At 52.1% G+C, this 23,750-nt stretch carries 35 protein-coding genes and 2 pseudogenes; all 37 read right to left on the bottom strand.

Annotation, left to right across the window (positions count from 1 at the left end; all coding sequences use genetic code 11):
• Positions 1-57 precede the first annotated feature (57 nt).
• The gene (locus DPO_RS20690) at positions 58-1,038 is read right to left on the bottom strand and encodes an SDR family oxidoreductase (protein ID WP_006968326.1); all 981 of its coding nucleotides are present in this window, start codon (positions 1,036-1,038) and stop codon (positions 58-60) included.
• Positions 1,035-1,487 (bottom strand): phospholipase effector Tle1 domain-containing protein, encoded by a 453-nt coding sequence (locus tag DPO_RS26515; RefSeq protein WP_006968325.1) that lies wholly within the window; start codon positions 1,485-1,487, stop codon positions 1,035-1,037. Before DPO_RS26515 ends, DPO_RS20690 begins: the two co-directional genes overlap by 4 nt.
• A gap of 149 nt (positions 1,488-1,636) precedes the next feature.
• Positions 1,637-1,921, bottom strand: a pseudogene (locus tag DPO_RS26510) (phospholipase effector Tle1 domain-containing protein); the annotation flags it as partial.
• Positions 1,903-2,247: a phospholipase effector Tle1 domain-containing protein gene (locus tag DPO_RS25890; protein WP_006968324.1), complete on the bottom strand. Its 345-nt coding sequence runs from the start codon at positions 2,245-2,247 to the stop codon at positions 1,903-1,905. The gene DPO_RS25890 and the pseudogene DPO_RS26510, both read right to left, overlap by 19 nt.
• Positions 2,244-2,402 carry a DUF2235 domain-containing protein gene (locus DPO_RS25885; RefSeq protein ID WP_201765657.1) on the bottom strand — a complete coding sequence of 53 codons (159 nt, stop codon included), beginning with the start codon at positions 2,400-2,402 and terminating at the stop codon, positions 2,244-2,246. The genes DPO_RS25890 and DPO_RS25885 overlap by 4 nt, the downstream gene beginning before the upstream one ends.
• Before the next feature lie 370 nt (positions 2,403-2,772).
• Positions 2,773-4,020 (bottom strand): MBL fold metallo-hydrolase, encoded by a 1,248-nt coding sequence (locus DPO_RS20680; protein WP_006968323.1) that lies wholly within the window; start codon positions 4,018-4,020, stop codon positions 2,773-2,775.
• 29 nt (positions 4,021-4,049) lie between these two features.
• Positions 4,050-4,259, bottom strand: a complete 210-nt coding sequence (locus tag DPO_RS20675; protein WP_006968322.1) for a DUF2283 domain-containing protein — start codon at positions 4,257-4,259, stop codon at positions 4,050-4,052.
• Positions 4,256-4,510: a DUF4258 domain-containing protein gene (locus DPO_RS20670; RefSeq protein ID WP_083912107.1), complete on the bottom strand. Its 255-nt coding sequence runs from the start codon at positions 4,508-4,510 to the stop codon at positions 4,256-4,258. The genes DPO_RS20675 and DPO_RS20670 overlap by 4 nt, the downstream gene beginning before the upstream one ends.
• Before the next feature lie 81 nt (positions 4,511-4,591).
• The gene (locus DPO_RS20665; protein WP_006968320.1) at positions 4,592-6,037 is read right to left on the bottom strand and encodes a hypothetical protein; all 1,446 of its coding nucleotides are present in this window, start codon (positions 6,035-6,037) and stop codon (positions 4,592-4,594) included.
• A gap of 168 nt (positions 6,038-6,205) precedes the next feature.
• Positions 6,206-6,667 (bottom strand): hypothetical protein, encoded by a 462-nt coding sequence (locus DPO_RS25335; protein WP_152427766.1) that lies wholly within the window; start codon positions 6,665-6,667, stop codon positions 6,206-6,208.
• Positions 6,628-6,981 (bottom strand): hypothetical protein, encoded by a 354-nt coding sequence (locus tag DPO_RS20660; RefSeq protein WP_006968319.1) that lies wholly within the window; start codon positions 6,979-6,981, stop codon positions 6,628-6,630. The genes DPO_RS25335 and DPO_RS20660 overlap by 40 nt, the downstream gene beginning before the upstream one ends.
• Before the next feature lie 142 nt (positions 6,982-7,123).
• Positions 7,124-8,032: a transposase gene (locus DPO_RS20655; RefSeq protein ID WP_006968318.1), complete on the bottom strand. Its 909-nt coding sequence runs from the start codon at positions 8,030-8,032 to the stop codon at positions 7,124-7,126.
• Positions 8,033-8,169: 137 nt separating this feature from the next.
• Positions 8,170-8,442 (bottom strand): type II toxin-antitoxin system BrnA family antitoxin, encoded by a 273-nt coding sequence (gene brnA, locus DPO_RS20650; RefSeq protein WP_006968317.1) that lies wholly within the window; start codon positions 8,440-8,442, stop codon positions 8,170-8,172.
• Between the two features lie 138 nt (positions 8,443-8,580).
• A complete protein-coding gene (gene gmd, locus DPO_RS20645; protein ID WP_006968316.1) occupies positions 8,581-9,666 on the bottom strand; it encodes a GDP-mannose 4,6-dehydratase in 1,086 nt (361 codons plus the stop codon).
• A gap of 49 nt (positions 9,667-9,715) precedes the next feature.
• Positions 9,716-10,675 (bottom strand): GDP-L-fucose synthase, encoded by a 960-nt coding sequence (gene fcl, locus DPO_RS20640; protein WP_006968315.1) that lies wholly within the window; start codon positions 10,673-10,675, stop codon positions 9,716-9,718.
• Between the two features lie 32 nt (positions 10,676-10,707).
• Entirely contained in the window at positions 10,708-10,968 is a 261-nt protein-coding gene (locus DPO_RS20635; RefSeq protein ID WP_006968314.1) for a hypothetical protein, read from the bottom strand.
• Positions 10,969-10,980: 12 nt separating this feature from the next.
• On the bottom strand, positions 10,981-12,426 hold the full coding sequence (locus DPO_RS20630) for a hypothetical protein (RefSeq protein WP_006968313.1): 1,446 nt from the start codon (positions 12,424-12,426) through the stop codon (positions 10,981-10,983).
• Positions 12,427-12,810: 384 nt separating this feature from the next.
• A complete protein-coding gene (locus DPO_RS20625; protein ID WP_006968312.1) occupies positions 12,811-13,878 on the bottom strand; it encodes an IS110 family RNA-guided transposase in 1,068 nt (355 codons plus the stop codon).
• Between the two features lie 303 nt (positions 13,879-14,181).
• Entirely contained in the window at positions 14,182-14,493 is a 312-nt protein-coding gene (locus tag DPO_RS20620; protein WP_006968311.1) for a type II toxin-antitoxin system RelE family toxin, read from the bottom strand.
• Positions 14,474-14,686 (bottom strand): hypothetical protein, encoded by a 213-nt coding sequence (locus tag DPO_RS20615; RefSeq protein ID WP_040012170.1) that lies wholly within the window; start codon positions 14,684-14,686, stop codon positions 14,474-14,476. Before DPO_RS20615 ends, DPO_RS20620 begins: the two co-directional genes overlap by 20 nt.
• An 85-nt stretch (positions 14,687-14,771) precedes the next feature.
• Positions 14,772-15,275 (bottom strand): phospholipase effector Tle1 domain-containing protein, encoded by a 504-nt coding sequence (locus DPO_RS20610; RefSeq protein ID WP_006968309.1) that lies wholly within the window; start codon positions 15,273-15,275, stop codon positions 14,772-14,774.
• A gap of 233 nt (positions 15,276-15,508) precedes the next feature.
• On the bottom strand, positions 15,509-16,477 hold the full coding sequence (locus DPO_RS20605; protein WP_006968308.1) for an Rpn family recombination-promoting nuclease/putative transposase: 969 nt from the start codon (positions 16,475-16,477) through the stop codon (positions 15,509-15,511).
• Positions 16,474-16,761 (bottom strand): hypothetical protein, encoded by a 288-nt coding sequence (locus DPO_RS20600; protein WP_006968307.1) that lies wholly within the window; start codon positions 16,759-16,761, stop codon positions 16,474-16,476. The genes DPO_RS20605 and DPO_RS20600 overlap by 4 nt, the downstream gene beginning before the upstream one ends.
• Positions 16,758-16,916, bottom strand: a complete 159-nt coding sequence (locus DPO_RS26230; RefSeq protein WP_152427765.1) for a DUF2235 domain-containing protein — start codon at positions 16,914-16,916, stop codon at positions 16,758-16,760. Before DPO_RS26230 ends, DPO_RS20600 begins: the two co-directional genes overlap by 4 nt.
• Positions 16,917-16,969: 53 nt before the next feature.
• Entirely contained in the window at positions 16,970-17,248 is a 279-nt protein-coding gene (locus DPO_RS20595; protein ID WP_201765656.1) for a helix-turn-helix domain-containing transcriptional regulator, read from the bottom strand.
• A gap of 149 nt (positions 17,249-17,397) precedes the next feature.
• The gene (locus tag DPO_RS26790; protein WP_201765655.1) at positions 17,398-17,550 is read right to left on the bottom strand and encodes a DUF3368 domain-containing protein; all 153 of its coding nucleotides are present in this window, start codon (positions 17,548-17,550) and stop codon (positions 17,398-17,400) included.
• Positions 17,547-17,801 carry a UPF0175 family protein gene (locus tag DPO_RS20585; RefSeq protein ID WP_006968306.1) on the bottom strand — a complete coding sequence of 85 codons (255 nt, stop codon included), beginning with the start codon at positions 17,799-17,801 and terminating at the stop codon, positions 17,547-17,549. The genes DPO_RS26790 and DPO_RS20585 overlap by 4 nt, the downstream gene beginning before the upstream one ends.
• A gap of 356 nt (positions 17,802-18,157) precedes the next feature.
• Positions 18,158-18,667, bottom strand: coding sequence for an ATP-binding protein (locus DPO_RS25580; protein ID WP_083912104.1), 510 nt, complete (start codon positions 18,665-18,667; stop codon positions 18,158-18,160).
• Positions 18,668-18,824: 157 nt separating this feature from the next.
• On the bottom strand, positions 18,825-19,229 hold the full coding sequence (locus DPO_RS20575; protein ID WP_040012168.1) for a type II toxin-antitoxin system PemK/MazF family toxin: 405 nt from the start codon (positions 19,227-19,229) through the stop codon (positions 18,825-18,827).
• Positions 19,223-19,477 carry an AbrB/MazE/SpoVT family DNA-binding domain-containing protein gene (locus DPO_RS20570; RefSeq protein ID WP_201765654.1) on the bottom strand — a complete coding sequence of 85 codons (255 nt, stop codon included), beginning with the start codon at positions 19,475-19,477 and terminating at the stop codon, positions 19,223-19,225. The genes DPO_RS20575 and DPO_RS20570 overlap by 7 nt, the downstream gene beginning before the upstream one ends.
• Positions 19,478-19,592: 115 nt before the next feature.
• Positions 19,593-19,868, bottom strand: coding sequence for a hypothetical protein (locus DPO_RS20565; protein WP_006968302.1), 276 nt, complete (start codon positions 19,866-19,868; stop codon positions 19,593-19,595).
• 60 nt (positions 19,869-19,928) lie between these two features.
• Complete coding sequence (locus tag DPO_RS20560) at positions 19,929-21,287, bottom strand: ATP-binding protein (protein WP_006968301.1); 1,359 nt, start codon at positions 21,285-21,287, stop codon at positions 19,929-19,931.
• Positions 21,288-21,467: 180 nt separating this feature from the next.
• Positions 21,468-21,743, bottom strand: coding sequence for a hypothetical protein (locus DPO_RS26225; RefSeq protein ID WP_006968300.1), 276 nt, complete (start codon positions 21,741-21,743; stop codon positions 21,468-21,470).
• Entirely contained in the window at positions 21,701-22,051 is a 351-nt protein-coding gene (locus tag DPO_RS26220) for a hypothetical protein (RefSeq protein WP_006968299.1), read from the bottom strand. The genes DPO_RS26225 and DPO_RS26220 overlap by 43 nt, the downstream gene beginning before the upstream one ends.
• A 309-nt stretch (positions 22,052-22,360) precedes the next feature.
• A complete protein-coding gene (locus DPO_RS20550) occupies positions 22,361-22,870 on the bottom strand; it encodes a DUF4143 domain-containing protein (RefSeq protein ID WP_407637420.1) in 510 nt (169 codons plus the stop codon).
• A gap of 18 nt (positions 22,871-22,888) precedes the next feature.
• Entirely contained in the window at positions 22,889-23,320 is a 432-nt protein-coding gene (locus DPO_RS20545) for an ATP-binding protein (protein WP_006968297.1), read from the bottom strand.
• Positions 23,321-23,555: 235 nt separating this feature from the next.
• A pseudogene (locus DPO_RS20540) lies at positions 23,556-23,750 on the bottom strand (ISNCY family transposase); the annotation flags it as partial.

Here is a 23,750-nt window from a genome sequence, read left to right as displayed (position 1 = left end):
GTGTTTTGAATATAACCCGGTTTTGTTCAAATATCAAACCGGGAGAAAGCCTGACCCCTAACTTTTTTCTTCATACCAGGTCATGGCTTCGGTTAGGCCCTGCCCGATCCGGTGTGTGGGGGCGTAACCCATCAGGGTTCCGGCTTTGGTGATGTCAGCCAGAGAATGGCGGACGTCTCCGGGGCGGAAATCGCGGTATTCGGGTTTGGCCGCAGCCAGGTGCGGGTGGCCCGGGACCAGCAGGGTTTTCCTTGTGTCGTAGAGCTGGTTCAAGGTGGTGCGTTCGCCCACGGCCACGTTGTAGACCTGATTGAGAGCTTCCGGGTTTTGGGTGAAGGCGGCCAGGAGGTTTGCCTGGACCGCGTTCTCAATGTAGCAGAAGTCCCGGCTGGTCTCGCCGTCCCCGTTGATGTAAACCGGCTCGTTGTGGATCATAGCTTTGATCCATTTGGGGATCACGGCGGCATAGGCCCCGTCCGGGTCCTGGCGGCGGCCGAAAATGTTGAAGTAGCGCAGGCCGATGCTGGGGAACCCGTAGCACCGGGCAAATACATCGGCGTAGAGTTCGTTGACATACTTGGTCACGGCATAGGGGGACAGGGGGCTGCCGATAACAGCTTCTTTTTTGGGCAGGCCGGGGTGGTCCCCATAGGTGGAGCTGGAGGCGGCATATACCAGGCGGTTGACCCCGGCATCCCGGGCTGCGGTCAGGATGTTGAGGAACCCGGTGATGTTGTTTTCATTGGTGGTGATGGGGTCGGCCAGGGACCGGGGCACGCTGCCCAGGGCCGCCTGGTGCAGGACCACATCCATGCCGGCGCAGGCACGGGTGCAGGTGGGCAGGTCCCGGATGTCCCCCTCGATGAAGGTGAAGTTGGCCCACTGGGCCGGGGTGACCAGGGTCTGAACTTCGTCCAGGTTGCGCTGGTGGCCGGTGGAGAAATTGTCCAGGCCGGTCACGGTATGGTTTTGTTTGAGCAGGGCTTCGACCAGGTTGGAGCCGATGAAGCCGGCTGCGCCGGTGATGAGTAGGTTCATGGGGTTTGGGTTTTAGGTTTTGGGGTTGAAGGGCTCAGTCCTTTGTTTACCAGTGTCAGGGGCCGGTAAGCCGGGTCCCGGTGCCACCGCTCCCACACGGAAGGGTCCACTGTGACGTTGATGGCCGGGTTGCCGTCCGGGTCCGTGTCGTATTTACGGATATGGCGGCCGTTGTTGGGTTTGAACCGTCTGGCGAACCATTGGTAGGTTCCGCCTAAAAATTCGGCAAACGAGTCTCTGGGGGCTGTGGTCAGGGCCTGGTCCGCCGGCGGGATGCAGGGAGTCAGGTCCAGGCCGGCGGCCAGGGCTTTTTTCTGGATCCAGGCCAGGGGCAGGTCTGCCAGGGGGTCGTCCCCGTATCCGCCGCCCACATTGGCGTGGGCACCTGTGAACCAGCGCTGTTCCACATCGATCTGGGATGATTGCGGCCTGTGGAGGGTCCACAGCACACGTCATAGGGCTTCGGTGTTCGTCCAGGGCCATGGCCTGGCAGGCGTGGCGGACAATGCCGGACAGCTGGGTGTCGTGCCAGGCGTATCTGCCTTTTCCGAGATCTGGGTCCGGGGATGCCCAGGGCCCCCACCGTGTCCCAGACCCCGATCATGTGGATGGAGACAAGACGGCTGAACCGGTCCCGGAACGTGCGGGCTGCCGGGTCTTCCGGGGCAATCTGTTTGTCTCTGTAGATGGTTTCAGCCCGGGCCAGCAGATCCGGGGTGGACACGCGCAACAGGCCGCATTTGCGGATCAGGCCCACCAGGCTGCGGGCCGTGTATGCGCCCCGGCTGAACCCGAAGATGAAGATGCGGTCCCCGTCGGCATAATGCCGGGCCAGCCAGTCATAGCCCTGACGCAGGTTGCGGCTCAGGCCATAGCCGAACAGGCCGCCCCGCAGGCGGGTGAGCGGGTTGGTGCCGACACCGGGGTCGTAAAAGAGGGCCCCGGTCCCTGGCGTGATGCCAGGTCACAGGCGGAACACGTTGGTGCGGTCCTGGGGGTCGTTCCATTCGGAATAGATTTTTTGCGGCCTGTGGGATGGGTCCACAGCACCACGTCATAGGGGCTTCGGTGTTCGTCCAGGGCCATGGCCTGGCAGGCGTGGCGGACAATGCCGGACAGCTGGGTGTCGTGCCAGGCGTATCTGCCTTTTTCCGAGATCTGGGTGCCGGGGATGCCCAGGGCCCCCACCGTGTCCCAGACCCCGATCATGTGGATGGAGACCGGGCGGCTGAACCGGTCCCGGAACGTGCGGGCTGGCGGCCCCGGTCCCTGGCGTGGTCTGCCAGGCTGGTGCACAGGCGGAACACGTTGGTGCGGTCCTGGGGGTCGTTCCATGTGCCGTCGAATAGGAGGGTTAGGTTCATTAAAGTTTTAAGTTTTAAGTGTTCAGTTTTAAGCCTAATCCGGCCCCGAATTGCATAGCTCCGCTCTGTCGGTTACAGGGAGGGGCGAGGCTGTATCCGATGAGGGGTGGTGCAAGGGGGTTGTATATAGCATCCATAGGGTCCTGTAAATAGGTGAAACTACCTAGTGGGGGGTTCGTCAAAGGGGGTCTGACCCTGCTAAGCGTTTGTTATTATAGGGGGTATGGGTAAAAAATGCTTGTTTTTGGCTCTTAGAAGGCACTTTTCGGGGGTGAAAACAGGGTTTTAAAGATTTCAATGGGGTTATGCCCGGGCACATAAATCAGGGTTGTGCCAGATTGCAAGGGAAAAATGCATAGTGGGGTTGGTTTCAGGTGTTCAATCTTTTGGCCAAAGCGGTTTGGGCTTTGGGTTCGCCGTGGACCAGCCGGATCTCGCCCGGGGGGTCGGGCATGGCTGCCACCCAGGCGGCCAGGGTCTGCTGGTCGGCGTGGGCCGAGTAGCCGGTCAGGCCGTGGATGGCGGCTTTGGACGGGGTGCGGCCTTCCAGGATGGCCCGGCCTGGGGTGCCGGCGGCCTGATATCCCACAAAGAACAGGTCGTTTTTCGGGTCGTCCAGGCCGTGTTTGAGGTGGTTGACAATGCGGCCGCCCGTGCACATCCCGGATCCGGCAATGATGATGGCAGGACCTTTGAGGTCCAGCAGGCGGCGGTGGTCTTTGAACCGCTCCACGGCATACAGGTGTTTGAACCGGATGGGGTGGTCGCCGGCGGCTTTCAGGGTTTTGGCTTCTTTGTCCCAGCAGTCGTCCATGTCCTGGTACAGCCGGGTGATCTCTACCCCTAAGGGAGAGTCGATGAACACGGGCACGCCCGGGTTGATGCGGTCCAGCTCGTAGATCAGCTCCTGGGTGCGGCCCAGGGCAAATGCCGGGATGTACACAATGCCGCTGTCGGACAGGGCATGGTCCAGGGCCTTTGCCAGGGCGGCCTGGCGGTCGGCCCGGTTTTCGTGGTTCCGGTCCCCGTAGGTGGATTCCAGGATCAGGAGATCGCAGGAGTCGGGCAGGTCCGGGTCCGGGAGGATCGGGGTGTGGCGGCAGCCCAGGTCCCCGGAAAAGGTGACCCGGGTGGGGGCGCTGCCCGGACCGCCCGGGAATGAAAACTGGATAAAGCAGGAGCCCAGGATGTGGCCGGCGTTTTTCAGGGTAAAGGTGATGTTGCTTTTAAGGGTGAAGGTGTCGTACAGCTCAAACCCCCAGGACAGGTCGTCAATCCGGGCTTCCATGGCCCGGACTGCGGTGTCGGAGCGGTCGGAAAAGGACATGGCATCCCGGAGCATGGGGGACAGCAGGGCTTTGGTGGCATGGGTGCACAGAATCTCACCTGCAAACCCGGCATCGATCAGGTCCGGGACCCGACCGGTGTGGTCGATGTGGGCATGGGTGAGAAACAGGTAATCCACGGTGGCCGGGGGCACGGGCCACTGGTCAAAGGGCAGCACAGGATCATGGCCCTGGGCAATGCCGCAGTCCACCAGGAGATTGACTTCGGCCGCCTGGATAAGGTGGCAGGAGCCGGTGACGCAGCTTTTGGCGCCAATGTGGTTGATTTTCATGGGTGTTGGGTTGGGTATTGGGGATGGGATCAGGCTATCAGCTTTGAATCAAATTCACAGGTAAAAAGAGACTGAAGCGGAAAATTTTTCGATACATCAAGGATTTCGATCCCGACAATCTTTCCGTCTTCAGTTAGATCCAGATTCACACCTTCAGAGACTTCAACAACGCCTGAAGGAGTTTCTTTGGAAAATTGTAAATAAGCGGCATCAACCTCTTGGTCATAATGAATTTTCATTTTTTCATCTCCTTTTTAAGGGGGTATGCCGTAATCACAACAATTTTTTCAATTTCACAAGAAAAAACAACCTTTATTGGATAACCCTGCTGCCCAAAAACTTCATTGCTGGTGATTTCGTATTTTCCTTTAAAAACCATCTGCTTTGTCTTCCAGTTTTCAATAATGGATGAAATATCCTCTTCGGTTATTTTGTACAATTTCATCCTTCGCTTTGCATGACGACTATATTGTATGGGTTTGGTTAACATTGTTCAAGGGATTTTTATGACCTTGCATGGGTGTTAGGTCTTAGGTTTTGGGCCAAAGCAGCTGGATGCGGCCGACGTTCTTTATGTTCGTCGGGCGATCAGCAGGGTTCTGCCGATGGTGCCCAGGATGCGTTTGGTCTGCATTTTCTGCACCTGGTTTCCGGTCAGGCGTTCTGTGGACAAAGGGCATTCAATGCGACGGATGACCTTCCAACCGGTTTGGGTCAAAAGCCGGTGGTAGTCAAACAAGGTGATGGATCTGCCGGGGTCTTCCTGGGCGGCCGGGGTGGATTCAAAATCGTACCAGTCGGCATTTAAAAAAGCCAGGGAAGCGCCGGGGTTGGTGTTTTCATGGGCCAGGGTAAAAAAATCCTTAAAAAACGCTTCATATTCCTTTTTGGACAAGGAGGATATGGAAGGGGTTGCTTTGCCGGCTTTTTGTTCGTATTCCTTGGCTTTTTTGGTGTAATACGGGGGATCAAAAAAAATCAGGTCCGGCTTTCTGTCAAGGGGCCAGGTGCGGTTTTGCGGGTTCCAGTGATGGTATTCGATTTCCGGGCGGCCCTCTGATGGTGCCAGATCAAAGGCCCGGCATTTTCGTTCAAAAGCAAGGCATACATCCGGGACAACGCCGCCGCCTGCCATGGGGTCCAGGACCAGGTCGCCGGGTTCTGTAAAATAAAACAGGGTATGGGCCACCAGCTGGGCAGGGATGCGGCCGGGCCAGTCATCTCCGAATCTGTCATCACAGTCGTTGAAATGCCATTGATCCCAGGTGCGAAGGCCCCATTCAAGGGCTTTGAATTTTTCCTGATCTGTCTTTCCTTCAAGTCTCAATGCCCAGGCAAGCGCCAGTTCCATGTTGTAATGGCCGGCAATGTATGTCATGTCCCGGCCCTGGGTGAGCAGATTACCAATATTACCAAATTTGGTATTATTGGTAATCTGTGAAATCCGCTGCTGGTTGATCCCCACTTTTTTTGAGATCTTTTCCTGGGTCCAGCCAAGGCGGCTGAGCCGGATAATAATGCTGTCTCTGTTTGTTTTCTGCCGGGCACGGATATCCGTGATCCATGCGTTGACGGTCTGCTGGATCACACCCAGTTTTTCTGCCAGGGCCGTTTCCGTATATCGGCATTTCGGGTCTGATGATGCAATGTCCCTGGCAATGCGCTTTTTATCGGCCGGGGTCAGCCGGTCGCCATGGCTGGTGTTGTTCCGGGCCGACTCCAGGAGCAGCTCTGTTTTGGCGGCTTCATAGTCCAGGACCGCGTCCTGGTAATGGATCACGGGGATGTCCGTGCGGCCGGCCTGCCTGAACGCGTGCCACCGGTGCACCCCGTCGATGAGGATCAGCACGATGGCCAGCAAATCCCCGCCCGGGGTGTAGTTGACCACCCGCTGCACCATGACCGCCGGAAACTGCGCCCCGATGGACAACGCCTCGACATAGGCGTCCACCGTCTTCTGGTTGAGGCTGGCGCGGGGGTAGATGCCCTCGTCCCATATCAGATCCTGGGTTTTCATTTCAGGGTCAGGCCTGCGTTATTGTAGTTATTGGGGGGGGAAGTGTTAAGTTTTAAGTAGACGGGGTGGGGTCAGGGTTGGGTTGTTGGCTTATTGCATAGGGCCACAATAAGCCAATAACCCAAGGTCACACGTAAGCCAGGCCTGACCCCCCGAGGGTTGTACGGATCACCCAGCAGGGTTTCCACTTCCGCGGGAGGGAAATACCGCAGGTCCACCGCCACAAGGATCTATTGTTTGTGAAAGATTCTTCTTCACCCATTGGACGAAATCAAAGAAGGATAATTCCCCGGTCAATTCAATTCTTTTTTTGTTCTCTAAATGAAGATGTGGTATTTGTTCGCCCGTATGATCCCTTCCAATTGTTCCATACTTCATTCGAATAGCCCTGGGGTCGGGGGCATTATCAAAACCGGCCACAACCTGATTCTGATACAGCACATAATACCTGTATTTTCGTGCGGCATTACTGAAAAGTTCTGTTATAAAGACCTGATATGGGCCGTATTTACACCTGACACTCAATATGATCCGGGAAGGTGTGGCATCAAATTCATATTCAGATTGTTCAAAAGCAGTGGGGATAGCTCTTACAACATTATCAATATATTCTGAAGCTGTTCTGTCCAATCCTTAATCCCTTCATGACAAAATTCCCATTCTGATAAATCTGATTCCCACAATTTAGTTATATCTTTTTCAATCTGTTCCACATAATTTTCATCTTCGGCAACGAGCCTGCAGAACAGGTTGTAATCTTTTCCATATTTTTTCTGGAAAGCCTGATCCTTTTTCTTCAATGCTTTAATTTTTATCCTGATCTGCTCAACCAGATATCTTTGCAGCGCATCATCAACCGCGGTTTGAAGATCCATATCAAAAGTGGACAACAGTTGAGCATACCTGCTTTTGACTTTTATTGAATTCGTTATTCCTGTTTCCATATTCCAATTAACCTTATTCTATCAATCATTCTTTGATCGCCAAACGCTTGGTAACGCATTCATTTTATCACTATGGTTCATAATTAGAAAGATTTTGTTATTAGGGAGTTTCGGGGGTCATTTCGGGGGTCAGTTTCGGGGGTCAGGCCTGCGTTATTGTAGTTATTTGGTCCTGGATGTGTGCTGCTTTTTCCAGAAGAGATTGATTTTTTTCAAGGCGGGCACGAAGGGCCTTCACCTGCCTGCTTAATCCCGGCACATCCCGGTTGAAATACCGGGCTAAATCAGACACCAGATACCCGCAATGATCCACGCCGATGAGTGTGGCCATGGCTCTGGCTTGTGTCAGTTGCCTGGCGCGGCTCGCACTGGTCATCTCCCGGACCGGGACCTGGTAAATCCGGGCGACCAGCGCCACCAGCGGTTCGATTCCGATCTGTGCCTGAACCGTTTCATTTTTCCGGCTGAGGGCTGCCTGGATGAAATTTTCATTACCGAGGATCCGCCCTTCTGTGCAGCTGCCGTGGCGAAGCTTGTCCAGGAGTTCCTCACCGGTTGTCTGGCCCATGAAATGCAGATAAACGGCCCGCGCGTCCGGCTCTGTTGTTCCGAATTGTCCCAGTCCCCGGTCGATACTCAGCCAGCCAGGCGGCCGGATTTTGCCGGCATAAGCTGCATGGCTGCTCCGGGGATACTCCAGGGGATCGGTGACCATGCCGGCACGCACCGGATTCAGATGGATGTAGCGAATCAGCTCCTTGAGATAGGCATCCTTGTCCACAAGAACTGCCTTGTACCGTCCCTGGAACACATGCCCTACCCGGTCATGCCGCTTGTTGAACCACCAGGTATAGCGCTGAGAAATATTCTGCATCAGCTTTGACAGCGGTTCTTCCCGGACCTGCAGCGCCATATGTACATGATTTTTCATCCAGCAGTAAGCATGCAGCACGATCGCGCACTGATCCAGCCCCCGGGCCAGAATCTCTTCAAAATATCTGCATTCGACATCTTGATAAAAGACCGTCTGCCGGGCATTTCCTCTGAGCATGACATGATACAGTGCTCCGGGATAATGGATACGTGATTTTCGTGCCATAGGGGGCGGTGGGGGCGGTGGGGTCAGGCCTGCGTTATTGTAGTTATTGGGGGGGGGTAAGTTTTAAGTTTTAAGTAGACGGGGTGTGGTCAGGGGTGGCTTATTGCAGTCAATTCCTTTTCTTGTTTTACCCTTTCGTATAGCCAGACCTTGATCAAAGCCCCTCGGTCCACACCTATGGTAGCTCTGATGCCATCGATTTCACTCACCAGCTCTTCGGCTATATCGATTGTGATACGTACCTTTCTGCCGTGCCGAACAATTTTGGCTTTGGAGATGTCAATCAAATCATGAATATCTTCACCATCATCGAATCGTCGGTCAAATTCTTCCGTGCTTTTTGCTGGTTTCTTTTTAACCATAAAGATTTGCCTCCTGCTTTCTGGCGCGTCTAACTGAAATAATTCGCAGGGCATTCCCGCGCCGCGTAAAAATTGCAACAAAATATAATCCATGTAACAGGGTGGGGGTTTTAAGTGTTAAGTGGGCCGGGTTTGGGGTTATTCGTTGTGGTTGAAGACGGGGTAGCCGGCCTGGTGGCAGAGCTGGTCTTTCTGGGCCTGGGCAAGGTCGTGTCGGGTCATTTCTTTGACCAGGGTGTTGAATGAGGTTTTCGGGGTCCAGCCAAGGTTTTGGTGAGCTTTGGTCGGGTCTCCGAGCAGGGTGTCCACTTCCGTGGGGCGGAAATACCGGGGGTCTATGGCCACGATGGTTTTGTTGGTGGCAGGATCAATGCCGATTTCATCAATGCCCGTGCCCTGCCACTGGAGGGTCATGCCCAGTTCGGCCGCGCACAGGTCCACAAATTCACGGACCGAGTGCTGCTCGCCCGTGGCAATGACATAGTCGTCCGGGAACTCCTGCTGGAGCATGAGCCATTGCATCTCCACGTAGTCTCTGGCGTGGCCCCAGTCGCGTTTTGCGTTGAGGTTGCCCAGGTACAGGCAGTCCTGGAGGCCTAAGTGGATACGGCACAGGGCCCGGGTGATCTTGCGGGTAACAAAGGTCTCGCCCCGCAGCGGGGATTCGTGGTTGAACAAAATGCCGTTGCAGGCATACAGGTTGTAGGCTTCCCGGTAGTTTATCGTGATCCAGTAGGCGTAGAGCTTGGCGGCCGCATAGGGGGACCGGGGGTAGAACGGGGTTTTTTCGGTCTGGGGGGTTTCCTGGACCTTGCCGTACAGTTCGGAGGTAGAGGCCTGGTAGAACCGGGTTTTGTTTTCCAGGCCCAGGAGCCGGATCCCTTCCAGGAGGCGCAGGGTGCCCAGGGCGTCCGTGTCTGCCGTGTATTCCGGAGATTCAAACGACACCTGGACGTGGCTCTGGGCTGCCAGGTTGTAGACCTCGTCGGGCTGAACCTGCTGGAGGATGCGGATCAGGTTGGTGGCATCCGTGAGGTCGCCATAGTGCAGGATCAGGTTGCGGTCTGTCTGGTGGGGGTCCTGGTACAGGTGGTCGATGCGGTCTGTGTTGAACAGGGAGGCCCGGCGTTTGATGCCGTGGACTTCGTAGCCTTTTTCGAGCAGGAATTCGGCGAGGTAGGCGCCGTCCTGGCCGGTGATGCCGGTGATGAGTGCTTTTTTCATAAAAGTTTTAAGTGTTCAGTTTTAAGTTTTAAGTGTGGTTCCTGTTTTGTTATTCTCGGAAGTCTTTTTGGTGATCAAGGAACCAGGTGTAGGCATCTGTCAGGCCTTGTTCCAGGGGGATGGACGGGGACCAGCCCAGGGATTTGAGTTTGGTTACATCCAAGAGTTTTCGGGGGGTGCCGTCGGGTTTGGTGGTGTCAAAGGTCAGGCGGCCGGTGAAGCCGGTGACTTTGGCAATGGTTTGGGCCAGTTCCCGGATGGTGCAGTCAATGCCCGTGCCCACGTTGATGTGGGAGAGCATGGGTTGGGTGTGGGCCTGGTATGTGGCGGCATCCAGGTTCATGACGTGTACGGTGGCGGCGGCCATGTCATCCACGTGCAGGAATTCTCTCATAGGGGTGCCAGATCCCCAGATCACCACTTCCGGGGCCTGCTGCTGGACGGCTTCGTGGAACCGGCGCAGCAGGGCTGGGATCACGTGGCTGTTTTCCGGGTGGTAGTTGTCCCCGGGACCGTAGAGGTTGGTGGGCATCACGCTGCGGTAGTCCCGTCCATACTGGCGGTTGTAGCTCTCGCACAGCTTGATGCCGGCGATCTTGGCAATGGCGTAGGGTTCGTTGGTAGGCTCCAGATATCCCATCATCAGCATCTCTTCTTTCATAGGCTGGGGAACCTCTCTGGGATAAATGCAGCTGCTGCCCAGAAACAGCAGTTTCTGGACCCCGCTCTGGTGGGCCGCATGAATCACATTATTTTGAACCATCAGGTTTTCATAGATGAATTCCGCCGGATAGGTGTTGTTGGCATGGATGCCCCCGACTTTGGCGGCGGCCAGGTACACCTGGTCCGGCTTTTCAGACTGCATGAAGTCTCTGACCGCCTGCTGGTCAAGGAGATCCAGTTCCTGGCGGGTCCGGGTGATGATATCGGTCTGTCCCAAGGCGTTGAGATGTCTGACAATGGCGCTTCCTACCATACCTCGATGGCCGGCTACGTAGATTTTCATCATGGGGGCCTGCTTTATTGTCGTTATCGGGGTGTTCATAGCAACTGGATGCGGATACGGCCGGCGCCTTGGAGCATTTTCTGAATTTCAACGGGCAGATACAGCTGGCGGTTGCCTGTGATGGCCAGGCGGGCCGTGTAGGTTTCGCCTGTGGTCAGGTTCTGGATCCGGGCGGCCACGGTTTGTTTGTTTTCCGTGGAGATGCCCTCCCGGGCCGCCAGCTGGCGCTGGGCTTCCGGGATCAGGATCTGTTCCTGGTAACTGTCTTCATTGACTTCCCATTCGATCAGTTTCATTGGTGATCTCCTTTACGTTCGGCGGGCGATCAGCAGGGTTCTGCCGATGGTGCCCAGGATGCGTTTGGTCTGCATTTTCTGCACCTGGTTTCCGGTCAGGCGTTCTGTGGACAAAGGGCATTCGATGCGGCGGATGACCTGCCAGCCGGTTTGGGTCAAGAGCCGGTGGTAATCAAACAGGGTGATGGATCTGCCGGGGTCTTCCTGTGCGGCCGGGGTGGATTCAAAATCGTACCAGTCGGCATTTAAAAACGCCAGGGAAGCGCCGGGGTTGGTGTTTTCATGGGCCAGGGTAAAAAAATCCTTAAAAAACGCTTCATATTCCTTTTTGGACAAGGAAGATATGGAAGGGGCTGCTTTGCCGGCTTTTTGTTCGTATTCCTTTGCTTTTTTGGTGTAATACGGGGGATCAAAAAAGATCAGGTCCGGCTTTCTGTCAAGGGGCCAGGTGCGTTTTTGCGGGTTCCAGTGATGGTATTCGATTTCCGGGCGGCCCTCTGATGGTGCAAGATCAAAGGCCCGGCATTTTCGTTCAAAAGCCAGGCAGACATCCGGGACAACGCCGCCGCCGGCCATGGGGTCCAGGACCAGGTCCCCGGGTTCTGTAAAATAGAACAGGGTATGGGCCACCAGCTGGGCAGGGATGCGGCCGGGCCAGTCATCTCCGAATCTGTCATCACATTCGTTGAAATGCCATTGATCCCAGGTGCGAAGGCCCCATTCAAGGGCTTTGAATTTTTCCTGATCTGTCTTTCCTTGAAGTCTCAATGCCCAGGCAAGTGCCAGTTCCATGTTGTAATGGCCGGCAATGTATGTCATGTCCCGGCCCTGGGAGAGCAGATTACCAATATTACCAAATTTGGTATTATTGGTAATCTGTGAAATCCGCTGCTGGTTTATCCCCACTTTTTTTGAGATCTTTTCCTGGGTCCAGCCAAGGCGGCTGAGCCGGATAATGATGCTGTCTCTGTTTGTTTTCTGCCGGGCACGGATATCCGTGATCCATGCGTTGACGGTCTGCTGGATCACACCCAGTTTTTCTGCCAGGGCCGTTTCAGTATATCTGCATTTCGGGTCTGATGATGCAATGTCCCTGGCAATGCGCTTTTTATCGGCCGGGGTCAGCCGGTCGCCATGGCGGGTGTTGTTCCGGGCCGACTCCAGGAGCAGTTCTGTTTTGGCGGCTTCATAGTCCAGGACCGCGTCCTGGTAATGGATCACGGGGATGTCCGTGCGGCCGGCCTGCCTGAACGCGTGCCACCGGTGCACCCCGTCGATGAGGATCAGCACGATGGCCAAAAGATCCCCGCCCGGGGTGTAGTTGACCACCCGCTGCACCATGACCGCCGGAAACTGCGCCCCGATGGACAGGGCTTCGACGTAGGCGTCCACCGTCTTCTGGTTGAGGCTGGAGCGGGGGTAGATGCCCTCGTCCCATATCAGCTCCTGGATTTTCATTTCAGGGTCACCCATTAAAGGGCCAGTCAAGAAAAAAAACACCTCCCCGTGAAAAAAGTTTCCTTTTTTCTTGACTGCTGTCTCCGGTTCTTTCCAGTACTACCATTACGGCCTTTATTCCTGGTTTGCACCTGTTATTTCGGCGTGTTGGTTTACGGCTTATTGATCCGCACCAGTCACCCATCGGGTTCAAGGCGAGTGTGCATCAGCGTATGAAGCTTGATACACGGCCCCTGGTCCATCTGGACCCCAGAAAATCTTCAGTACCATGCCGTGGCTAATTGTTTGTTTCAGACCTTATGGTTGTTAACCAACCCCTTACAGGCTCACGGCATAGGCGAATCAGGTAATAAAAACCATTTTAACGGCTGCGGCAGTTTCCAATCAGGCCTGCTGGTTCGATGCCAACCCCTTGGTCGGTTCCCTGCCGCAGCCAAACTCAGCAAACAGTCTGGCTTCATCATACGGTATCTGGTCCCGCATGATATAGTAAGATGCCCTGCACAGTTTATTGCTCAGGGCTTTAACTGCAACAATCCCGTTCCTTTTTGCTTTTTTCTTCTGGAAAAACCGCTGGGCCTCCCGGCTGTAGCGTTGCGCAAAATTGGCTGCTTCCACATAGGCCCAGGACAGAAACTTGTTGCCGTTCTTTTTGTTGTTTTCTCCCTTTTTTTTCTTGTTTGATGTTTTCTCACTTTTGACACACCGGCAATAGGAAGAATAATGACCCACTTTTTTGAAGCGGTTGATGTCACCCACTTCCAGCATGATGGTCAACGCAAGGATCTTCCCGATCCCGGGTATGGTCTGAAGCAGGCTGAATTCCTTTTTGAGCCGCACCTGCGCCAGAACTTGCTTCTCAATATTGAGAATGGTCTTATCCAAAAACTCAATGGTGCTCAAATGATTTCCGGCCATAAACGCCAGGTTGGCTTCAAACATCCGGTCAATATCTTCATCGGTCAGTTTTTTAACTGCCCTGACAGACATCCGGATGCCCAGGGTCCGTGCAATCATGCTTTGCAGACTCAAGATCTGGCTGGTTCTTTGGTGGACAAACAGGAGCCTTCGCCGCAGCAGATCCCGGACCGATCTTTGCTGCTTTGGGTAAATATACCCTTCAGGCAAGATGTTCAATCGTTTCATATGCGCCAGCCAGAAGGAATCCCACCGGTCATCGGTGTACTTTAATCCTTCATACTGCTTGACAGCGGATGGGTTGGCCAGATGAACCTGATAGCCATGATCTTGCAGGCCATCCACCAGCCAGTACCAGTTGTAGGTTGATTCTACCACAACGCCATCCAGGTTGCTTTTGAACGGTTCCAGCACCGAGAGGACATCCGGCAGATCATTGCTGATCCGCTTGCCAAACACTCGCTTGTCCGTCTCATCAATGATGCCGATGTAATTATTGCTTGAATGCAAATCAATTCCAGCGTAATATTTCATTGGGCACCTCCTAAATCCTATATGTTTATAATAACTGGTATTATAGCAATCGTTGCTATAATTAGGGAGGTGCCTACTCATTTTTTCAATTCGCTTCGGCCAGCTTTCCAGGGGAACCCCAAAAATTCCCTTGGAAAGCTGGCTTCCACGCAGTTTAATAGTAGCAAATGACAACGGTTGTTTTTTGCTACGCCCTTTATATGATTATCAGGCCTGCGTTATTGTAGTTATTGGGGGGGGAAAGTGTTAAGTGTTAAGTTTTAAGTGTTAAGTGTTAAGTAGACGGGGTGGGGTCAGGGTTGGTTATCTGGAGTCTTGAATTCTTTTGAATGCTATGCGGTAGACTTCCAGATCTTCTCGCTTATCAATGGCAATGATCTTAATAATCTGTTCAACTTCCTGGTATTCATAGACAATTCGGATTTTTTTCTGCATGGCATATAATTTAAAGTAGCCTTCTAAATTTATACCCGCCTTGTTACCAAGAGCCTCACCATACCTTGGATTTTTCTCCAATTTGACAAGCTGTTTTAAAACCAGCTTTTTAACACTGCCGTCCAGGCTTTTAAAATCTTCACAAGCCTCCGGAATCAACTCAACTTTCCAGGTCGGCACGTGTCAATCCTTCTGCATTCAGCAAATCGTCCAGATTCATATCAGGGCGGCTGTTTTGCCTTTTTATTATTATTTCTGAAAGATAAATATGCTCGAGCAAATCTTTTGCTTTTTCCATCCGCTCCCACTCCTCAAAAGGAACAATTGCAGCAGTTTTATTTCCTGAAACATCTGTTACAAATTGTATTTCCATTTATTTTCCCCCTTTAAGACTCAAAACTTCTGCATTAAAAATTAACACTTAGATTGCAAATTGTCAATTTGATGGGTGTTGGGTGTTATGATGTCGGGCATTGGGGTGTCAGACCTTTGTTCACCAGGGTCAGGGGCCGGTAAACCGGGTTTCGGTGCCACCGCTCCCACACGGAAGGGTCCACTGTGACGTTGATGGCCGGGTTGCCGTCCGGGTCCGTGTCGTATTTGCGGATGTGGCGGCCGTTGTTGGGTTTGAACCGTCTGGCGAACCATTGGTATGTTCCGCCCAGAAATTCGGCAAACGAGTCCCGGGGGGATGTGGTCAGGGCCTGGTCCGGCGGGGTGCAGGGGGTCAGGTCCAGGCCGGCGGCCAGGGCTTTTTTCTGGATCCAGGCCAAGGGCAGGTCTGCCAGGGGGTCGTCCCCATATCCGCCGCCCACATTGGCGTGGGCACCTGTGAACCAGCGCTGTTCCACATCCCAGACCCCGATCATGTGAATGGAGACCGCCGGGCGGCTGAACCGGTCCCGGAACGTGCGGGCTGTCGGGTCGTTCGGGGCGATCTGTTTGTCTCTGTAGCTCTTCAAAGGGGGTCTGACCCTGCTAAGCGTTTGTTATTATAGGGGTATGGGTAAAAAATGCTTGTTTTTGGCTCTTAGAAGGCACTTTTCGGGGGTGAAAACAGGGTTTTAAGGATTTCAATGGGATGGTGCCTGGGGTTCATAAATCAGGGTTGTGCCAGATTGCACGAGGGTTGTCCTTATGGCTTGTTTCTTAGGGTCACAATAAGCCAGTGAGCCAAGCCTGTCCCCGGGGATTTTCAGCTGTCTGACAGCAGGTGCAGCGGGATTTCGACGGGTTCGTTGTTCAGTATCTTTCTGACCAGGGTGATGTCGAGGTTGGCAATCTGGGCGATCATTTCTTCGGACAGTCCATTTTTTTTGGCATTGCGGACCAGGGATATCATCGTTTTGTAGCTGCCTTCCTGACGGCCTTCCTGACGGCCTTTCTGGATGCCTTTCTGGATGCCTTCCTGTCTGAGTTTTTCTGCGGTTGTCATGGCAATGTCCCCTCCTTTCTCTGAAATGCAGGCAACTGATTGGACAAGTTTGTCTGGTTCGATCTCGGTTGCCTGTAATATGTAGTTTATCACAGCTTCAAGGAATTTCAATCCCTGTGTTTCCTGGAAATATGCCCGGCCGATCTCTAAAAACTGGGTCAGATAATGTTCCAGTTTCTGCTGGTCGAAAATATTTTTCATGATCAGCAGGGCTATCCGCAGTGAAGCTACCTTAAAAGTACTCGTTTTTATGGATTCGTTGGAGTACGCAGAAAGATCCACAAATATAAATTTAAAATCAGGAATATAGGGTGTTATATCGTTTGGCAGATTTTTGAACCGGGTGATCAGGGTGCCAGGGGTCCAGGATTTCCAGCCGTGGTAGAGTACGATGGGGATCACCGGCATTCGGGGTTGTTTTTGTTTGATGCTGTTTTCCCAAAGATTGCCCATGTAACGGTGAAGCTGGAACGGCAAATTGGTGTCCGGAGCGCTTTTGTGTTCGAACAACAGGGCTATTTTAATCTGGATTCCGGAAAACCGGCAGTTATATACGGTGTCGGAAAAGTTTTCTGCCAGTTCTGCATCCACATGAGATCCTTTTTCAATGGCAAGCGTCTTAAAATCAATCTGATGCACCAATCCGGGCGGAAGGATATGTCGAACAAAATCAGCGGCATTTTCCCGGATTGAAAAAGTGGCTTTGAAAAAAAGATCGTGATGGTTCATGGGTTTTGGGTATTTGGTTTTGGGGTTGGGGGTGACAGGCCTTTGTTCACCAGGGTTCGGGGCCGGTAAGCCGGGTCCCGGTGCCACCGCTCCCACACGGAAGGGTCCACTGTGACGTTGATGGCCGGGTGGCCGTCCGGGTCCGTGTCGTATTTGCGGAGATGGCGGCCTTTGCCGGGTTTGAAACGTCTGGCGAACCATTGGTAGGTTCCGCCCAGAAATTCGGCAAACGAGTCCCGGGGGGATGTGGTCAGGGCCCCCACCGTGTCCCAGACCCCGATCATGTGGATGGAGACCGGGCGGCTGAACCGGTCCCGGAACGTGCGGGCTGCCGGCCCCGGTCCTTGGCGTGGTCTGCCAGGCTGGTGCACAGGCGGAACACGTTGGTGCGGTCCTGGGGGTCGTTCCATGTGCCGTCGAATAGGAGGGTTAGGTTCATTAAAGTTTTAAGTTTTAAGTGTTCAGTTTTAAGTAAACGGGGTGGAGTCAGGCTTATAGAGCAGTATCACACAGACCAGTATCTGAATGATGACGGGCGGTAACCACGAGTTCCAACCCTTCATTATTCTGTAAACAACTGAGAATCTCAAAAAAATTGTGTGCGCCAGGATTGCCGGAAGGGCTCAGCATCCGATGAAGACTTTTGCTCGGCTTATTGATCTGTCTGCTGAGTGTTTCAAAGCCGACAGTAGCCTTGATGTAGTCTCGCAATAACGCTTTTCCTACATCCACATCACCGGATAAAAAACTGTCTACTGCCTCGGTCAGCATAGCCTCACGATATGCAGGGTCCTTTTTGGCACGAGCCTGTATGGTCTCTCGAAAATTTCTGGTTAAAACCATTAAAGTTGGGGGTCAGGCCTGCGTTATTGTAGTTATTGGGGGGTTGGGTATTGGGGCATCGGACTAACGGGAGCTAATTATTGCCGGAGGGCAAAATCGATTACTTTCTTACTCAGGTAAATGCCATTGGATTGCATTCTATCTATTGCTTCTGTCATCGAAAAATCAAGACCTTTGCGTTTTGCACGGAGCAGTACGCCTATTGATCCTGTCAGACAAAGACCGTTCAATCTCGCAATCCTTCTGCCAACAGTTCTTCTTCTTCAAGGTCTATCATCGGCACGTTAAACCGGTGGAGTCCAAGCAAAAACGCAACCCTGCTGCATCCGGCCAATTCAGCGGCCATCCCTGACGAAAGCCGCTTCAATTCAAACAGCTTGACAGCCATTGCCATTCTGGCCTCGTCCTCAAATGCCTGCTTTGTCACCTGGAGGAGGTCCGGCAAATTCTGTGGATACTCGACATTAAATTGATTTTGCATATTCACCACCTGTCAAAAATCCTATTTATTTGAATCATAATATGATTTTGTTTTTTTTAAACCGTTTTTAAAAAGGTTTCATACCAGGTCATGGCTTCGGTTAAGCCCTGCCCGATCCGGTGCGTAGGGGGTGGGGTCAAACAGGGTGATGGATCTGCCGGGGTCTTCCTTTCGGGGTCAGGCCTGCGTTATTGTAGTTATTGGGGGGGGGGGGAAGTGTTAAGTGTTAAGTGTTAAGTTTTGGGTATAGCTCCGCTCTGTCGGTTACATGCTGGATGGGCGTTTAACCGATGGAGGTGCAGTAAGGTTGTATTTCTAAAACAGATCATGGTTGATGTAAAGGGGTTTGTTGATTATTACGCCAGCACATATTTTCCGGTTTTGGGCGCACCGATAAACGTTATCAAACCTTTCTTTTTCAAATCACCAATATCACGTTTGGCGGTTTTTTCCGCTATCTGCCATTGTGCTGCCAGGTCTGATGCTTTACAATTCCTGCCATTGCGGAGCTGTTCTATGAACCATGCCTGCCTTTCATTTACAGGGACATTTATAGGGACATTTACAGGGACATCGATCAGCTGTTCCCTTACTTCCGGATGAGGAAATATTGTGACCCGCATAGACGGTCCCACCTCCTGCCATTCCGGCACGGGATAACCAGCCCTGTTACAACTGTCTGAAACTCTTCTGTATCCGCTTCCCCACTCTTCCATCAGTCCAAGCTCTCTGAACACTCTTGCAATCACCCGATTCCGGATCCTGCTGAGACCTGCCTTAAAATCATCAATGGTCATTCCCAGAGGTAAGGTACCCGGACTCTGAATCTCCATTCTGTCATTGAAAATGGCAACCATAACTCTCATACCTGCCTGCGTTAGTCGGGGTCTGACCCCGATAAAATATTGTTATTAAAGGAGAATCGTTTCAATTCAGGGTGTTTTTTCCTCTTAGGTGCCGCTTTTTGGGGGCAAAAAGTGGGTTTTAAGGATTTTGCCTGGAGTCGTCTAACTGGTGCCCCTGTCACACGTATTGATCAATCTGGATTATCTGGTTCAGGCGTTTGCAGACTTCGGCAAAAAATGAATCCGACAATTTTTTCTGAGGATGAACCGTTGCCCGGCGTACCCGCCAGTCAAAGGATTTGGGCTGTTGACAGAGGACATAACTGGTTTTGCCGGTACGTCCTTTTGTCCTGGCCTTCCCGGTTTCAACGGCAAAAGGATTGTCTGCATTGTATTCTGCCGTGGTCATGGGCAGGCCGATGACCAAGGATGTTTTGTCGTTGAAATTACGGGGTGAAAGAACCAGAAAAGGATGGATATCCCGCATTTCTTTTCCGGCCTGGGGGTTGCAGTCGATCCAGATGATATCCTGCCTGCCTGGCACCCAGGATTTCTTTTCTTTTTTTGAACCGGCTGTTACCACTTTTCAGCCCCAATTGCCCGGGTCTGCATTGTCTCTCCGCCATGCCGGACCGGATCAAAACGAGACAGACGTTGATCCAGGGTTAAGTCAGCCTCTTGTTCGGGACGGATGACGATGGCACCATCTTCCACCGACATGTGCACACGTTGATCAATATGCAGCCGGGCCGCCCGGGCAATCGCAGCCGGCAGTCTGACACCCAGACTGTTACCCCATTTTTTGATATCCAGAACAGTTTCCATCATCATGGTCTCCATGTATATGGTTGATGTTTAAACAGAGTATAAACGTTGCCTGGTCTTTTGTCAATATTGGGCAAAATCTGACTATAATCGGGGTCTGACCCCTTTTTCTCTTTCTCCTTTACGTTCGCCGGGCGATCAGCAGGATTCTGCCCGTGGTGCCCAGGATGCGTTTGGTCTGCATTTTCTGCACCTGGTTTCCGGTCAGGCGTTCTGTGGACAGGGGGCATTCAATGCGGCGGATGACCTTCCAGCCGGTTTGTGTCAAGAGCCTGTGGTAGTCAAATATGGTGATGGATCTGCCGGGGTCTTCCTGTGCGGCCGGGGTGGATTCAAAATCGTACCAGTCGGCATTTAAAAAAGCCAGGGTCGCGCCGGGGTTGGTGTTTTCCCCCATTCAAGGATTGCGGGGTCAGGCCTGCGTTATTGTAGTTATTGGGGGGTTGGGTATCGGGTACTATTTTTCATCCAAAAAATGATACCCTCCTGTTTTGGGTGGGCCTTGGAATTTGATTTTCTTTTGTTCGCGCAGCTCTTTTAACCAGCGTTCCAATGTTCTTTGCGGCAGATTCAGGGCGGCTTTAATTTCTCTGGATTTTTTGCCGGGGTTGGCTTTAATGAAGTCTAAAAGATTGTTTACTCCGCCACTTACTCCGCCACTTACTCCGCCACTTACTCCGCCACCTGGTATTTCACCCATTGGAAACAATGTGACTTTGAAATTATCGGCAATTGTTTCAAACACCGGTGCAGGAGATCCTGCATCTGCCATCGACTGCATCACCCGTTTAATTCCGGAACCATACTTTTCAATAATTCCGGCTTCTTTGAATATTGAGGCAATCTGTTTGTTTCTGGGATTGGATGCCAGCCTGCCGGAAAGGATGTCCTGCATTTTCATTCCCTTGGGAAGCGGGCCCGGATTGAAAAACTCCATTCTATTGTGAAATATTTTGATGGTCGAATCACCTTGTGCCTGATAATCTCTGTGGACAATCATATTCACGATAATTTCTCTTACAGCTTCGAGTGGATATTCCCAGACTTCATCTCTTTGGGGTTTGCCTGAGATAACAAACCGTTTGCTGATATGCTTGCGTACAAAATCCATACAGGCTTCCACTTCTGAAAAAAGATCATTCCGGATAGTAATGCTGTCCTTTATGATGGTTTCCGAATCAAAACGGCCTGCATCAATGGTCGAAATCATTGATGGATTCTTACAAAAAAGCAGAAAACAACCAAAAGAAACGGCGTTTTCACGCAGCAGTTCAAATTTTTTAAGCACTGTCAAAGGATCGTCATTGATGGGATAATCCCGGAACCGATTCGAATTTTCAATAAACTGGTAGACTTTTTCCAGTGAAATATCATTGATGTCATGGTTCGGGTCCCGGGCAAAATCCCAGCTGAGGTTGATCGTCCTCAGGTGTTCATTGGCTATTTCATTTAAATCCATAAGATGGTTGGCATTGTGAACCCTTTTGTAGTACTTGCCTTTGAAACTTATGGGTTTGATGGGATAGGAGATGACAGACAAGCTGATGACTGTTTTATCCTCATGGGCAAACGTCTCTGCATCAGGAATGATGGACGGAGATGTTGTGTTTTTTACCTGATTTATCCATTTCTGAATGCTTTCCCGGGAAGCCTGAGCCCCTGTTATTTTACCTTTGTCATTTACTCCGATCAATACCGTCCCGCCCCGGGTGTTTGCAAAAGCGCACAATGCCTCTATGGTTTCTTTTCCAAAGGAAGTCTTGAACTCAAGGTGTTCAGATTCACCTTTTTGTATGAGTGATTGGAGTGGGGTCATGTTTTAGGTGTTGGGTGTTAGGTATAGCTCCGCTCTGTCGGTTACAGGGGGAAGGCTGTATCCGATGAAGGGTGGTGCATTACAGAATGGTTGTATATAGAATTCATAGGGTGGTGTAAATAGGTGAAACTACCTAGTGGGAGGTTCAAAGCAGCTGGATACGTATGCGGCCGACGTCCTTTATGTCCGCCGGGCGATCAGCAGGGTTCTGCCGATGGTGCCCAGGATGCGTTTGGTCTGCATTTTCTGCACCTGGTTTCCGGTCAGGCGTTCTGTGGACAGGGGGCATTCAATGCGGCGGATGACCTTCCAGCCGGTTTGGGTCAAGAGCCTGTGGTAGTCAAACAGGGTGATGGATCTGCCGGGGTCTTCCTGTGCGGCCGGGGTGGATTCAAAATCGTACCAGTCGGCATTTAAAAACGCCAGGGTCGCGCCGGGGTTGGTGTTTTCCCCCATTCAAGGGCTTTGAATTTTTCCTGATCTGTCTTTCCTTCCAGTCTCAATGCCCAGGCAAGCGCCAGTTCCATGTTGTAATGGCCGGCAATGTATTGCATGTCCCGGCCCTGGGCGAGCAGATTATTAATTTTACCAAAAATGGTATTATTAATAATTTGAGCCACCCGGCCCTGGGTCATCTGTGTTGTCCGGGCAATCTTTTCCTGGGTCCATCCAAGGCGGCTGAGCCGGATAATAATGCTGTCCCTGTTTGTTTTCTGCCGGGCGCGGATATCCGTGATCCATGCGTTGACGGTCTGCTGGATCACACCCAGTTTTTCTGCCAGGGCCGTTTCAGTATATCTGCATCATTTGGGGGTCAGGCCTGCGTTATTGTAGTTATTGGGGGGGGAAGTGTTAAGTGTTAAGTTTTAAGTGTTAAGTTTTGGGTATAGCTCTGCTCTGTCGGTTACAGGGGAGGGCTGTATCCGATGGGGGGTGGTGCAAGGTGTGTTTTATAATATTCATGGGGTGGTGTAAATAGGGGATACCTATTGGGGGTTCAGAGCAGCTGGATGCGGATGCGGCCGGCGCCTTCGTGCATTTTCTGGATTTCCACCATTGGTCATTGGGGTCATTTATTCCAGCAACCAATCCAAAACAGGAGCAACTCTTATCCATTCGGGTACATCAAAGCCCGGCTGTATGCTTTCCGCCAGCAGCAGGGTCCGGCCTGACCCGACCCGCTTCCTGGCAGCATCGAGCCCCTTGATCTCGCGGGCCAGATTATTGGTATCAAGTCTTGATGTCACCTGTACCAGCAAAGGTTCCCTGCCGTGTGGAAAAGCGACAAAATCACACTCCCAACCGTTGCGTATAAAGTACATCTCTTGCGTCATCTCCCGCAAATGCCTGTAAACCAGATTTTCCAAGAGCTTTCCCCGATCTTCGGACAAGGTATAGTTGAGTGCGGTTGCCAGGCCATTGTCGTAGAGGTAGACTTTTTTGTTGCTCATCTCCCGCCTGATTACCGAGGGGTCATACCGTTCCATCCTGGTCAGCATGTATATGTCGAACACTTCGTCCATCATCCGATACAGGGAATCCTTTCCCACTGAAAATCCCCTGGACTTGAGATCGTTGTACAGCTTGTTGACTGAAAATTCTTATTCTTCAAAGGCCCGGCTCACGAGAGCCCTGTCTTTGCTGGACACCGGCGGATCGGCCGGCAGGCCCGAAAAACGCAAATAGTCTGCAAAGGAAAGAGGTAAAATCTCAAAGGATATTCCCCGCCCCCGCAGGGAAGTTGCGATTTCCCTGGACAACAGTCTGGAATTGGACCCGGTTATAACAACCCGCCTGGAAATGGTGTCTGTCACCCGGCGTACGAATTTTTCCCAGTCCGGCAGTTCCTGGATCTCGTCAAAAAAAAGATATACCCTGGACAGATCCTGGGCTGGATAAAGCTCGCGATAGGCGTCAAAAATAAGATCATTCTCGCCTTCCAGGTCCAGGGGCACATCCAGGCTTCTGCGCTGGAAATCAGGCAGCGGGATCTGGTGAAAATCTGCAATGATACGCTTGAGTTGGGCTTTCATATTCTATTATTATGTTTTAATATTTTCCTTTATGAAGGTATAAATAGTGGCTGGCCGGAAACCCCGATTTTGAGATTTTCCGGGGCACATGCCTGACAAAATTTTCAATTGTTGGTCCTCCTGCTATCACAAACCGGGGAAAGTGCTTTCATGATAGTCGTTTTTTGACGACTTTCCCATTTTTCGGGCACACCTGTAGTGTTTGACGTGCTGTTTTTGATGCAATGGCCTGTTTTTAAGCGGCTTTGCGCTGTTCAAACCGTTGCAGCTGTTTCAATCCTTTTTGTTGTATATTATGCCCCATGATCTGGAGGTTTCTTGCCAGAACAGACAGGCCCACGTATCTTTTAAATCCTTGAATACCATGATCCGGGCATCTGTCCAGACCATGATTTTCCAACCCGTTTATAGCCGATTCAACCGCTGAATG

This window comes from Desulfotignum phosphitoxidans DSM 13687 (assembly GCF_000350545.1).
GTDB lineage: Bacteria > Desulfobacterota > Desulfobacteria > Desulfobacterales > Desulfobacteraceae > Desulfotignum > Desulfotignum phosphitoxidans.
The sequence above is the reverse complement of the archived record's forward strand: the minus strand, read 5'-3'. Positions and strand labels throughout refer to the sequence as shown.

What these genes read in the sequence shown, in the direction of transcription:
- DPO_RS20690 (WP_006968326.1), bottom strand. Translation starts at nt 1,038, where the DNA reads ATGAACCTACTCATCACCGGCGCAGCCGGCTTCATCGGCTCCAACCTG.
- DPO_RS25890 (WP_006968324.1), bottom strand. Translation starts at nt 2,247, where the DNA reads ATGATCGGGGTCTGGGACACGGTGGGGGCCCTGGGCATCCCCGGCACC.
- DPO_RS25885 (WP_201765657.1), bottom strand. Translation starts at nt 2,402, where the DNA reads ATGAACCTAACCCTCCTATTCGACGGCACATGGAACGACCCCCAGGAC.
- DPO_RS20680 (WP_006968323.1), bottom strand. Translation starts at nt 4,020, where the DNA reads ATGAAAATCAACCACATTGGCGCCAAAAGCTGCGTCACCGGCTCCTGC.
- DPO_RS20675 (WP_006968322.1), bottom strand. Translation starts at nt 4,259, where the DNA reads ATGAAAATTCATTATGACCAAGAGGTTGATGCCGCTTATTTACAATTT.
- DPO_RS20670 (WP_083912107.1), bottom strand. Translation starts at nt 4,510, where the DNA reads ATGTTAACCAAACCCATACAATATAGTCGTCATGCAAAGCGAAGGATG.
- DPO_RS20665 (WP_006968320.1), bottom strand. Translation starts at nt 6,037, where the DNA reads ATGAAAACCCAGGATCTGATATGGGACGAGGGCATCTACCCCCGCGCC.
- DPO_RS20660 (WP_006968319.1), bottom strand. Translation starts at nt 6,981, where the DNA reads ATGGAAACAGGAATAACGAATTCAATAAAAGTCAAAAGCAGGTATGCT.
- DPO_RS20655 (WP_006968318.1), bottom strand. Translation starts at nt 8,032, where the DNA reads ATGCTCAGAGGAAATGCCCGGCAGACGGTCTTTTATCAAGATGTCGAA.
- brnA (WP_006968317.1), bottom strand. Translation starts at nt 8,442, where the DNA reads ATGGTTAAAAAGAAACCAGCAAAAAGCACGGAAGAATTTGACCGACGA.
- gmd (WP_006968316.1), bottom strand. Translation starts at nt 9,666, where the DNA reads ATGAAAAAAGCACTCATCACCGGCATCACCGGCCAGGACGGCGCCTAC.
- fcl (WP_006968315.1), bottom strand. Translation starts at nt 10,675, where the DNA reads ATGATGAAAATCTACGTAGCCGGCCATCGAGGTATGGTAGGAAGCGCC.
- DPO_RS20635 (WP_006968314.1), bottom strand. Translation starts at nt 10,968, where the DNA reads ATGAAACTGATCGAATGGGAAGTCAATGAAGACAGTTACCAGGAACAG.
- DPO_RS20630 (WP_006968313.1), bottom strand. Translation starts at nt 12,426, where the DNA reads ATGAAAATCCAGGAGCTGATATGGGACGAGGGCATCTACCCCCGCTCC.
- DPO_RS20625 (WP_006968312.1), bottom strand. Translation starts at nt 13,878, where the DNA reads ATGAAATATTACGCTGGAATTGATTTGCATTCAAGCAATAATTACATC.
- DPO_RS20615 (WP_040012170.1), bottom strand. Translation starts at nt 14,686, where the DNA reads ATGGAAATACAATTTGTAACAGATGTTTCAGGAAATAAAACTGCTGCA.
- DPO_RS20605 (WP_006968308.1), bottom strand. Translation starts at nt 16,477, where the DNA reads ATGAACCATCACGATCTTTTTTTCAAAGCCACTTTTTCAATCCGGGAA.
- DPO_RS20600 (WP_006968307.1), bottom strand. Translation starts at nt 16,761, where the DNA reads ATGATCGGGGTCTGGGACACGGTGGGGGCCCTGACCACATCCCCCCGG.
- DPO_RS26230 (WP_152427765.1), bottom strand. Translation starts at nt 16,916, where the DNA reads ATGAACCTAACCCTCCTATTCGACGGCACATGGAACGACCCCCAGGAC.
- DPO_RS20595 (WP_201765656.1), bottom strand. Translation starts at nt 17,248, where the DNA reads ATGCTGACCGAGGCAGTAGACAGTTTTTTATCCGGTGATGTGGATGTA.
- DPO_RS20585 (WP_006968306.1), bottom strand. Translation starts at nt 17,801, where the DNA reads ATGCAAAATCAATTTAATGTCGAGTATCCACAGAATTTGCCGGACCTC.
- DPO_RS25580 (WP_083912104.1), bottom strand. Translation starts at nt 18,667, where the DNA reads ATGAGAGTTATGGTTGCCATTTTCAATGACAGAATGGAGATTCAGAGT.
- DPO_RS20570 (WP_201765654.1), bottom strand. Translation starts at nt 19,477, where the DNA reads ATGATGATGGAAACTGTTCTGGATATCAAAAAATGGGGTAACAGTCTG.
- DPO_RS20565 (WP_006968302.1), bottom strand. Translation starts at nt 19,868, where the DNA reads ATGGGGGAAAACACCAACCCCGGCGCGACCCTGGCTTTTTTAAATGCC.
- DPO_RS20560 (WP_006968301.1), bottom strand. Translation starts at nt 21,287, where the DNA reads ATGACCCCACTCCAATCACTCATACAAAAAGGTGAATCTGAACACCTT.
- DPO_RS26225 (WP_006968300.1), bottom strand. Translation starts at nt 21,743, where the DNA reads ATGGGGGAAAACACCAACCCCGGCGCGACCCTGGCGTTTTTAAATGCC.
- DPO_RS20545 (WP_006968297.1), bottom strand. Translation starts at nt 23,320, where the DNA reads ATGAAAGCCCAACTCAAGCGTATCATTGCAGATTTTCACCAGATCCCG.